The organism is Limosilactobacillus agrestis (assembly GCF_014145585.1).
Taxonomy (GTDB): domain Bacteria; phylum Bacillota; class Bacilli; order Lactobacillales; family Lactobacillaceae; genus Limosilactobacillus; species Limosilactobacillus agrestis.
In genome coordinates this window covers 1-10,595 of the sequence record NZ_JACIVF010000034.1, presented here as the reverse complement: position 1 = coordinate 10,595, position 10,595 = coordinate 1, and the positions used below count along the sequence as shown (strand labels likewise).

At 37.5% G+C, this 10,595-nt stretch carries 9 protein-coding genes; 3 read left to right on the top strand and 6 right to left on the bottom strand.

Annotation, left to right across the window (positions count from 1 at the left end):
• The first annotated feature begins 108 nt into the window (after positions 1-108).
• Together H5R88_RS02245 and cls are read left to right on the top strand one after the other, a co-directional pair.
• Positions 109-1,269: an MFS transporter gene (locus H5R88_RS02245; protein ID WP_182578581.1), complete on the top strand. Its 1,161-nt coding sequence runs from the start codon at positions 109-111 to the stop codon at positions 1,267-1,269.
• Between the two features lie 75 nt (positions 1,270-1,344).
• Positions 1,345-2,838 carry a cardiolipin synthase gene (gene cls, locus H5R88_RS02240; protein WP_182600152.1) on the top strand — a complete coding sequence of 498 codons (1,494 nt, stop codon included), beginning with the start codon at positions 1,345-1,347 and terminating at the stop codon, positions 2,836-2,838.
• Positions 2,839-3,064: 226 nt separating this feature from the next.
• Here cls and cysK read toward each other — a convergent pair whose 3' ends face one another.
• The 6 genes from cysK to H5R88_RS02210 form a co-directional block, all read right to left on the bottom strand.
• Positions 3,065-3,988, bottom strand: a complete 924-nt coding sequence (gene cysK / locus H5R88_RS02235; protein ID WP_182600151.1) for a cysteine synthase A — start codon at positions 3,986-3,988, stop codon at positions 3,065-3,067.
• Positions 3,989-3,993: 5 nt separating this feature from the next.
• The gene (locus tag H5R88_RS02230; protein ID WP_182600150.1) at positions 3,994-4,821 is read right to left on the bottom strand and encodes a homoserine O-acetyltransferase/O-succinyltransferase family protein; all 828 of its coding nucleotides are present in this window, start codon (positions 4,819-4,821) and stop codon (positions 3,994-3,996) included.
• 242 nt (positions 4,822-5,063) lie between these two features.
• Positions 5,064-6,992, bottom strand: coding sequence for an FtsX-like permease family protein (locus tag H5R88_RS02225; protein ID WP_182600149.1), 1,929 nt, complete (start codon positions 6,990-6,992; stop codon positions 5,064-5,066).
• Positions 6,992-7,747 (bottom strand): ABC transporter ATP-binding protein, encoded by a 756-nt coding sequence (locus H5R88_RS02220; protein WP_182600148.1) that lies wholly within the window; start codon positions 7,745-7,747, stop codon positions 6,992-6,994. The genes H5R88_RS02225 and H5R88_RS02220 overlap by 1 nt, the downstream gene beginning before the upstream one ends.
• Before the next feature lie 112 nt (positions 7,748-7,859).
• Positions 7,860-8,840, bottom strand: coding sequence for a sensor histidine kinase (locus H5R88_RS02215; protein WP_182600147.1), 981 nt, complete (start codon positions 8,838-8,840; stop codon positions 7,860-7,862).
• Positions 8,833-9,552: a response regulator transcription factor gene (locus tag H5R88_RS02210; protein WP_182600153.1), complete on the bottom strand. Its 720-nt coding sequence runs from the start codon at positions 9,550-9,552 to the stop codon at positions 8,833-8,835. The genes H5R88_RS02215 and H5R88_RS02210 overlap by 8 nt, the downstream gene beginning before the upstream one ends.
• A 79-nt stretch (positions 9,553-9,631) precedes the next feature.
• Between H5R88_RS02210 and H5R88_RS02205 the strand changes: the two genes are divergently transcribed.
• Positions 9,632-10,474, top strand: a complete 843-nt coding sequence (locus H5R88_RS02205; RefSeq protein ID WP_182600146.1) for an aldo/keto reductase — start codon at positions 9,632-9,634, stop codon at positions 10,472-10,474.
• The last annotated feature ends 121 nt before the right edge of the window (positions 10,475-10,595 follow it).

The following is a 10,595-nucleotide window of genomic DNA, read 5'->3' as shown; positions in this document are numbered from 1 at the left end:
GACATGTCAACTTCACCCCTACTTTAACAAAAAAGTAGTGGAAATATCAGAACCGTCGTTCTGATATTTCCACTACTAAGCTTAGTCTGTTTTAAAAGGAGGTTTATTATGAAGCACACAACATTACGATCGTTCACTTTTATTCTTGTTGCATTTATGCTGGGATGTAATGAGTTTATGGTTGTGGGGGTTTTATCAGATATTGCACGGAGTTATCATGTTCCGCTTTCCACAGTTGGTTTTTTGGTGACGGCCTTTGCAGGAGTTTATGCGATTAGTACGCCAATTATTACTACCTTAACTAGCAATTGGAATCGATATAAGCTTCTTATGCTATTAATGACCATCTTTTTTATTGGTAATACTTTAACTGCAATGGCACCAACACTTGGCTGGCTCCTTTTTGCACGAATTATTACTGCCACTGTTGCTGGAACCATTATTTCATTAATTAACTTGCTAGTTAGTATAATTACACCCATGGATAAGCGACCAATGGTTCTAGCATGGGTCGGCGCGGGTTTTAGTATTGCATCGGTCATTGGGGTTCCTCTTGGTACAACCATTGCAACATTACTTTCTTGGCATGATAGTTTTTGGATTATTTCGGGATTAACATTAATTGTGTTTGCGTTGTTAGCCTGGCTTACTCCTCGTGATACACCTCAAGTTAAAGGGAGTATTTTAGAACAGTTATCCTTATTAAAGGATCACCGTGTTTTATTAGGAATTGGAATCACGGTAGCTGTCTTAAGTCTACAGTATACTTTCTATACTTATGTCCGACCGCTAATTACTACTGTGATGGGCTTTAGCTTAACTAGTTTAAATTGGTTGCTGCTTCTTTTAGGGGTAATGAGTATTATTGGTAATGAAATTGCTGGTTTAGTTGCTAGTCATAAAGGAGTGCAAAAATTACCATTTGTATTCATTCTCATGACAATCTTGAGTCTCATCCTTGGTATGGCATTAAGTAATAAGCTTGCTGGGATGCTTACGTTGGCCGCTCTTTGTGTTGTTGTAATTATATACGGAACGACTATTCAATTAGTATTTATCAATGTAGCAGAAAAGGAATATCCCCAATCATTAGCTTTGGCTACTTCATTAATTTCTATTTTTGCAAATGTTGGAATATCACTAGGTTCATTTACCGCTTCGACGACTGTAAACTTTGCGAGTTTAACCACCCTTGGGTATGTTGGTGCAGTTTATGGTGTATTAGCAATCGGGTTATCTGTTACTCTTCGTCGTTTTTATCGAAAATAATTTCTGAACCTACTGCAAAGTAGATGAATAATAGCTATAATAAATCAGTAATACTAGTAGGGAGATTATAAAATTATGAATATTATTTGGACATGGGATATCATTCGTAGAATTATTGAAGTCCTATGGTTAATTAACATTGGCTTTGCAGTATGGACTGTTTTCCGTAGTCGTCGTGATATTGCTTCAACTTGGGCCTGGTTATTAGTGCTAACCATTTTACCAGTAGTTGGATTTATCTTGTATCTTTTTGTAGGACGACAATTATCTCATGATGAGATTTTTAGTATTCAAGATGAGCAAAAACAGTTACGAATCAAATATCTTAAAAAACAGCAAAAACTAAGTGAAGAACATGAACTAATGCCGCGGGGGAGCCGATTGTCGCGAGATCGACAGTTAGTTAATCTTTTCTTGAGCTTGAATGATTCAGTAGTAACCTTTAATAATAAAGTTCACGTGTTTATTGATGGAAAAAAGAAATTTGATAAGTTAATTGATGATATAAACCACGCAACTGATCATGTATATATTGAATACTATTCCTTTTATTCTGATAATTTAGGGAAACGGGTGTTGGCGGCCTTAGAAGCAGCAGCAGCCCGGGGAGTAAAAGTTCGCGTTCTTTATGACTTAAGTGGGTCCCATGGAACGACTTTCAAATTTTTTAAGCATTTAGAAGAATTAGGCGGAGAAGCACAGGCGTTTATTGCAGCTGCTAAGGCTCACTTTCAAACACCACGTTTAAACTATCATCTTCACCGTAAACTAGCTATTATTGATGGAAAAATTGGTTATATTGGTGGATTTAATATCGGGGATCAGTACCTTGGGGAAGACCCTAAGTTTGGTTATTGGCGTGATACTCATCTCCGTGTGGTTGGTCAAGCAACAATGATGATGACAGTTCGATTTGCGATGGACTGGAATACGACTTGTCGAAAAACACATAAAAAGAAAATTAATCTTGAGAAGGAATTTGAGAATTTTGAACTAATTGCACCAGATGGTGATCCAGATGAGGTTCCAATGCAAATCGTATCTTCTGGTCCAGATAATGAAAATTATTCAATTAGGCGGGGATATGAATCAATTATTAGTTCGGCGCGGAAGTATGTTTATATTCAGTCACCATACCTTATTCCAGAAGATTCAGTACTTGAAGCATTAGTAATTGCTGCTAGAAGTGGAATTGATGTCCGCATTATGATCCCATGTATGCCCGATCACCCATTTGTTTATCGGGCAACGGAATATTACGCTAAATACTTAGTGAACAATGGGGTAAAAGTTTACAAGTACAATAATGGCTTTATCCATTCAAAGACAATGGTTAGTGGCAGTAACATTGCCTCTGTTGGTTCGGCAAATATGGATTACCGTAGCTTTAGACTTAATTTTGAAGTCAACGCATTCGCATATAATGAGAAGCTAACAGCACAGCTAAAGAAAGACTTCGAAAACGATATGAAAAAGAGTACTTTGCTTACTCCTGAGTATTTCGCTAATCAATCAAAGTGGCGGAAATTTAAGCAATACTTCTCGCGGTTGCTTTCACCAATTTTATAAAGAATCGAAAAATAACCAAGAAGCAAAATTTTGTGTATCCTTGGTTATTTTTATGAATAATATTCTTTAATACAATAATTTTTTGATGGCACTTATCACATTTAACAGTCGTATACATATTGACTACTCCTTTCATACTATTAAGTGTAGCTAATGACGTAAGGTCGTGGTCAATAGAAAAAAGGAAAGAGATTAAAAATATCTTAGTCTCTTTCCTTTTTAATTTTTAGTAATTGAATAATTCTGTTGAAAGGTAACGGTCACCGCCATCGGGAGCAACAGTAATAACTTGCTTACCCTTACCAAGCTTTTTGGCAACTTCAATCGCACCCTTGATATTAGCACCAGCTGAGATACCCACAAGGATTCCTTCTTGATGACCGACTTCGCGAGCCATCGCAATTGCGTCATCACTCTTAACTTCGAGGATTCCGTCATAAACATTGGTATCAAGGACTTCCGGGACAAATCCCGCACTAATACCTTGAATCTTATGCTTGCCACCTTTTCCTTCTTTTAATACTGGCGATTCTGCTGGTTCAAGAGCATAAATTTGAACATTAGGATCAGCTTTTTTCAATGCATGACCGACCCCAGTAAGTGTTCCTCCAGTACCAACACCAGCAACAAATGCGTCAGGAATATCATCGCCAAATGCGTCAAGAATTTCTTTTCCTGTAGTTTCTTCATGAATTGCGGGGTTAGCCGGGTTATTAAATTGCATTGGCATGAAGTAGCCTTTTTCCTTAACTAGTTCTTCTGCTTTTGCAATTGCCCCCTTCATTCCATCTGCACCGGGAGTAAGAATAAGTTCGGCACCATAACCTTGCATGAGTTTCCGGCGTTCAACACTCATTGTTTCTGGCATGGTGATGACAAGATGGTATCCCTTGGCAGCGGCAACCATTGCTAACCCAACACCAGTGTTTCCAGAGGTTGGTTCGACAATGGTACCACCTGCTTGTAATTTACCAGCTTTTTCCGCTTCTTCAATCATGGCAAGAGCAATCCGATCCTTAATTGAACCACCAGGATTAAAGAATTCAAGTTTTACATAAACGTCTGCTGCATCTTCAGGAACAACGCGATTTAACTTAACAATCGGAGTATTACCGATTAAATTTACGATTGAATTAGTGATTTTCGTCATATTGATTACTCCTTTACAAATTGTTGTGTAGCTATGTGGTCCGCAACTGAATGAAGCCAATTATCAAAGAATACTCGTTGGGTAGTTGCCCAGCTAAATTCAGGATCTTTCATATGAAGCGGATCGCGAAAGTAGTTTTGCGGCTTGATGTACTCAACGCCGGGATTAGCATTCCGTTCTCGTAAGTATTCCTTTAAAAGGGCATCCTTTCCGTATTCAAGATGGGAGAAAAGGAAGTATTGGTTCTTTTCTCGAGCACGGAAAGAGAATAAGAGATTATTTTTGGTCACAGCATTAATAACTAATCGTGGATCTTTCATAATCTTGTCAATGTCAAGTTCGGCATAACGAGCATGGGGAGCAAGAAAGCCATCGGGTAATCCTTTTAAAAGGGGATCTTGCGCGCGCAAATAATTGTGGAAGACGCCAAAAATTTTTTCAGGTAATTGAAATTTGGGGATGCCATAAAGGTAGTTAGCAGCTGCCATCGCTCCCCAGCACACGTAAAGTTGCGGAATGTTATTCGCAACTAATACGTCAATTAGTTGATGAATCTCATCAAGATACGTAATTTCTTTAAATGTAAGTTGTTCGATTGGTGCACCGGTGATAATAAAAGCATCCATTGTGGCAACTCGTTTTAAATCTAAAGGCTGGGAAATCTCTTGAACAAGGTTAGGGACAGGGCGAGATATATAATGCATTTGGGGATAAAAGTATTGTACATCAGTATTGTAGGGCCCCTCAGAAAGTACTTTTGTAAATCGCAATTGAGTATCTACTTTGTCATGCATTAAGTTAAGAATTCCTATTCTTAATGGAGTTGCCGTCATGAAATCACCTCAATATAATTTGAACCAAACTAAAAGCTGTCACTAAACAATAACGTAGATTAATCACGCCTAAATAAGGGCAATTTAATCTGTCGTGAGTAGTTTAGCAACAGCTTGTAAGTTTTTCTATAATGGTGGTGTTAATAAGAATCATGAACGACATCTCCTCGTTTTTATCGGCCGTACTTATTTATAGTAACTAAAGTGTAACCGTTAAAATAAGAAATGTCAATTTATAGTACTTAACCTTGCTCAACGATTTTACGGTACATTCTGGTGGTAAATCCGTAAATAGCAAAGTAAAGGCATAGGAGGACAAGAGTGATTGAGACGGCAATTATTGCCATCAATCGAACGTTATAGAAATTAAATTGAATTAGAATTTGCCGAATTGCCGGGATTGCAAAGCAAAGATTAATTATTGCACCAACCACTGGCAACATAAAGACCATCAGTACTTGATTGTGGATGCTCTTGGTTGTTTCTTTCTCGCTTAAACCAACTTGTTGCATAGTTTTAAAGCGATATTGATCTTCATAACCTTCAGTAATTTGTTTAAAGTAAATTACAACAGTTGTCGTGATTCCCAGGGCAAAGCTAATAAGAATTCCTAAAAAGACGATTCCGCCATAGAGACAGGTCAATTGACTGCGAAGGTTTGTCCGGGAAGAATATGCTTGGTTTGGCAAGTGGAGCTGGGATTGAAGGTCATTTTCAAAATTGAGATGGGCTTTCTTACTGCCATTTAAGTGATAATTAATTCCTGTAAAGTTAATTGTGGCAGTATTGGCCGGAAGTTTATTTGTGATTATAAAGATTGGTGAGTAGATAGCGTGACTTGGATTGAAGTAGTAGTTAAAGTCATGGATCGGAGTAGCTTGATATTTTTGTGAACCAATCTGTAAAGCACCATGATGCTCTTTAGCAGGGGAATAAATCAAGGCCTTATTTGCTGCTAATTTAATATGTTTATCTGCAATCCGATTATAAGTTGCAGTTGACATGGTAATGACTGTATTGGTAGTTTGATTAGTCATCTTCTCTAAATTGCCCTGGTTGATGAAACGATTATTTTCCCAGTAGCCATATTGCGGAGCGCTCGTTGTAAAGATAACGGGCTTATTAAGGTGAGCATGGTGTTTTTTGGCGACAGAATTGATGGTCGATTCTTGTCGGGCAGTGAGTTTCTGTGAGGTGATAATTGTAAGGTCGCATGGGGCAAAAGAATTAACCGTATCATTAATGCCGGCATACATAGTTAAGGATGTAAATAAAATTACAAGGACAGAACTGCAAAGTAAACAGATTGTTGCAAGACTAGCGCCGTTTTGTTCCATCCGTTGTAGCATGCCAGAAATCGCAATAAAGTGGCGAGGACGATAGTAATACCCTTTGTTTTTTTGTAGGAGTTTGAGGACAATGATGCTACCAGCAATAAAAATGAGGTATGTTCCAATCACAACTAAAAAGACGGCAGTCATGAATGTTGTTAAAGCGGATATTCGTGGCTTAACCGTAATTGTAAGATAATAGGCGTAGGCAAGGACTGCAACACCCAAAAGTCCGGCAAAAGTAAAGAACTTACTATGATGCGCAATTTTAGTTTGTTGGGGATGCCATAATTCATTTGGATTTAGCCGGAATAATTTGATCAGATCAATGACCATTAAAGTTAAGAAAAAGCCACCAATGATGACAATTGTATTTATCACAGCACCCCATTCAATCCAAGGTTGAGATAAATGATCGATTTGTAAGAGATGAGCAAAGCCAAGAAAAGCGAGTCGATCAAAAATAACTCCAAATAAAATCCCAAGGAAAAGGCTAATTACTAAAAGATAGCACTTTTCAATGACGGTTAGCACTTGTAAGTTACGTCTCGTCATCCCCAGCATACTATAAAGGCCCATTTCTTGTTGACGCTGTTGCCATAAGAAGCGGTTGACATAGATCATAAATGCAAGTGTTACAAGGATAATAAAAGTTGATCCTGTCTGCATTAATGCCTTAGTAACCGTCGCGCTTGGCAAAGTTTTAAGACTGCGATTAATTTCAACTGCCTTAAAAATATAGTTAATAGCGACTAGCATTGTCATTGATATGAGGTAAGGGATGTAGACTTTAAGGTTACGCTTAAAACTCGAATTAATCAGTTTGAAAAATAGCATCATTATTCACCGCCATTCGTTAAGGTCATCATTGTCTGACTAATTTGTTGTTGGTAGTCTTTAAGTGAAAGATCACCACGATAGAGTTCATGGTAGATTCGTCCATCCTTAATGAAGAGTGTACGTTTAGCATGACTAGCAGCCGCAGCACTATGCGTAACCATAATAATTGTTTGGCCGTTAATATTAACTTCATCAAAGAGTTCAAGAATTTCGTTACTGGTGTTCGAATCTAAAGCTCCAGTAGGTTCGTCAGCGAGAAGGAGGGCAGGATGGGTAATTAACGCCCGTGCAATGGCAATTCGCTGTTGCTGGCCTCCAGAAATTTCGCTTGGAAAACGATCAATAATATTATTAATACGTAAGCGATCAATTAAAGGTTTAATCCGTTCTTCCATTGTTGCAACTGGAGTCTTTGCTAGAATAAGTGGTAAGTAGATATTATCGCGATTTGAGAGACTATCAAGTAAGTTAAAATGCTGGAAAACAAAGCCAAGGTGTTCCCGTCGATAGCGTGCTGCGTCGTCTTTGGAAAGCCGCCGAAGATCTTGCCCATTAAGGATTGCCTGCCCGTTGGTTGCTTGTTCTAAAGTTGCAATTATATTTAATAAGGTACTTTTGCCAGCACCAGATTCACCCATAATTGCAACATATTCTCCCTCTTCAACTTTAAGGGTAATATCTTTTAAGGCCATTACTGGATTAGTGGAGTTAGGATTATAGACGCGTTGAACGTGTTGAAGGTTTAATAATGTCATAGTAATTTTCCTTTCTGGGAGAGAATTAATTTTGAATATGTCTTAATTATAAAAAGGTTCTGTGCATCTTCCTACTTACGGAAGTGTACAGAACCTTACAGTTTTGTAAGAATTAGTTTGATGATCTGATATTATCTGGTAAGAAAGATAGAATCGCTGTCGTTCCCTGAGATTGAACTGATGAGATACTAACCTTGAAATTTAAGTGCTCAGTAACTTTTTTAACAAGGTACAATCCCATCCCGGTAGCAGCAGTTGTTTGGTGCCCATTTTTACCAGTAAAGCCATTGTCAAAGATTCGTGGAAGATCATTCATTGAGATACCGCATCCATGGTCAACGATCCGCAAAGAATTCATTTCCCAGGAAATATTGATAGTACTATTAGGAGCTGAGTATTTAATTGCGTTTGAAAGTAGTTGTTCAATGCAGAACCGCAACCATTTACGATCAGTGAGAACTTTAATTCCGTCTAAGCCCCTTAATTCTGGAATTAACTGTTTATGAATGAAGATAGCCGAATTTTGTTGCAAAATATTATTAATTAAGTTGGCAATATCAATCCATTGAAAATCATAATCATGATTATTAATTGCTAGCCGTTCGTCATTTAACAATAAGTTGAGATAATAGTTAGCTTGGTGGATATTCTTTTTCACTTCTGTGCTTGCGACAGCTGGTGAATTTTCTGCCGCGGCATTAAGACTTGTCAAATAGTTTTTAATTTCATGAGTAAATAATTCAAGGTGGTCAAGCTGTTCGTGTTGGGTTGCCTGTAATTGCCGGATTGTGTCAATGTTTTTTGCTTGTTCGTCTTGTAATAATTCAACAAGTTTTCCCTCAGCCATATTGGTAGGAGTGAATTTATCAAGCTGAGAAATATTTAAATGGCGCAATCGATAATATTTAATTGCACCACTGGCGATAAGCCACACTATAAAAAAGGGAAGAGAAAAGCGAATTACATCGCCCCCAAAAACAGTTGGGAGATTATATAAAATTACTAAAAGGCCAATCAGACTTAAGAGAAAAAGATAGCCAATAGTAGGAAGAAGGATTGAGCGCCAAAATAATTTGAAATAATGTCTATTCATTGTTTTCCACCAATCGATAGCCGAGACCACGTTCTGTATGGATGCACTGTTGTAAACCAATTGTCCTTAGCTTAGTTCTTAAACGACTAATATTAACATTAAGAGTGTTCTCATTAAGGTACTTGCCACCTTGCCATAACCATTGAAGTAATTGCTCTTTAGAAACGGTCTTATTACGATGACTGAGTAAAACTTGTAGCATAGCACCTTCAGTAGGAGTGAGCTGGGCAGTACCGTTTTCGTTTGTAAGAATATTAGTAAGGGGATTGAATGAATTATGATCCCACATTATTTCTTCTGCATCAGCCGTTTGCTTATTTCGCCGTAACAAAGCTTGAATTTTAGCTAAAAGCACCGTCATTGTAAATGGCTTCATAATATAATCATCTGCACCAGCAGCCACTGCATGCATGACATTGGTATCAATTTCCGCCGCAGAAATAACTATAATCGGTACTTGACTCTGTTTACGAACCTCTTGAATCCAATAAAACCCATCGAACGTCGGGAGGGTAATATCAAATATGACCAGATCTGGTTTTGCAGTAATAATTTCATTTGCAACGTTCTGCCAGTCCTTAACTGTGATAACGTCATATTGCCATTTATTTAATTCTTGAGTTGTAGAATGAATAATATCAGGATTATCTTCAACGATGAATATTTTAGCCATAATTATTTCCTCGTAAATAGATATAAGCTCATCATACATTAGTTTGTTTAGAAAAGAAAATTTCAATATTGACAATCCTAAATTGCTGATTAAAGATAAGTAGAGGAAGTGATTTTTAATGGATATTAAGGACAACCTATTAACTCTTGCTGATGGAAATAAAATGCCTCAGGAAGGTTTTGGCCTTTATAAGGTGGATGGACAAGAGATAATGAATCAAGCAATCAAAAAGGCATATGAAGATGGGTACCGTCTTTTTGATACGGCTCAGTTATATGGAAATGAGCAAGAAGTTGGGACGGCTTTTAAGCAATTAGATATCCCGCGTGATAATATTTTTGTTACAACTAAGGTAGCAGAAGAAAATCAAGGCTACGATAAGGCTATTGAATCTGTCAAAGAATCATTACATAAATTACAAATGGATTATGTTGATTTATTGCTGGTTCACTGGCCAATTGAACGATCATTTTTTGAGACGTGGCGAGCCTTTGAAGAAATGAAAAAAGAAGGTCTTACTAAATCAATTGGTGTAAGTAACTATCAAATGATCCATCTCCAATATTTAGCAACCCAAGCAAATGAAATGCCGGTTGTTGATCAAATTGAGTTGCATCCGTTGTTAACGCAAAAACCACTATTAAAGTTTAATCATCAACATCAAATAGTAACGCAAGCGTGGAGTCCACTAGGGCGGGGAGCAGTTCTCAATGAACCAGTATTGAAAGATATTGCTGCTGCTCATCATAAATCCACTGCGCAAATTATATTGCGGTGGCATCTCCAGAATGGTGTTTCGTTTATTCCTAAGTCAGTCCATGAAGAACGAATTACCCAAAATGCTGATATTTACGATTTTGAACTTAATACCCAAGAAATGGCCCAGATAGATGCATTAAATGCTTATCATCGTACTGGTCGTGAACCAGAACTAGTTTATGAATACGATAAACAATATTAAACAAAAACAGCAAATTGACTGAAAAACTGACGTGTACCCCCAGAGTTGGAAATCAACTCTGGGGGTATTTTATATGACCAAAATTAGCGTTAAAACTAAACTTAAAGCTGTTGAAGAATAT

Excerpts from the sequence above, each read along its gene's own strand:
- H5R88_RS02245 (WP_182578581.1), top strand. The coding sequence starts at position 109 with ATGAAGCACACAACATTACGATCGTTCACTTTTATTCTTGTTGCATTT.
- cls (WP_182600152.1), top strand. The coding sequence starts at position 1,345 with ATGAATATTATTTGGACATGGGATATCATTCGTAGAATTATTGAAGTC.
- cysK (WP_182600151.1), bottom strand. The coding sequence starts at position 3,988 with ATGACGAAAATCACTAATTCAATCGTAAATTTAATCGGTAATACTCCG.
- H5R88_RS02230 (WP_182600150.1), bottom strand. The coding sequence starts at position 4,821 with ATGACGGCAACTCCATTAAGAATAGGAATTCTTAACTTAATGCATGAC.
- H5R88_RS02225 (WP_182600149.1), bottom strand. The coding sequence starts at position 6,992 with ATGATGCTATTTTTCAAACTGATTAATTCGAGTTTTAAGCGTAACCTT.
- H5R88_RS02220 (WP_182600148.1), bottom strand. The coding sequence starts at position 7,747 with ATGACATTATTAAACCTTCAACACGTTCAACGCGTCTATAATCCTAAC.
- H5R88_RS02215 (WP_182600147.1), bottom strand. The coding sequence starts at position 8,840 with ATGAATAGACATTATTTCAAATTATTTTGGCGCTCAATCCTTCTTCCT.
- H5R88_RS02210 (WP_182600153.1), bottom strand. The coding sequence starts at position 9,552 with ATGTATGATGAGCTTATATCTATTTACGAGGAAATAATTATGGCTAAA.
- H5R88_RS02205 (WP_182600146.1), top strand. The coding sequence starts at position 9,632 with ATGGATATTAAGGACAACCTATTAACTCTTGCTGATGGAAATAAAATG.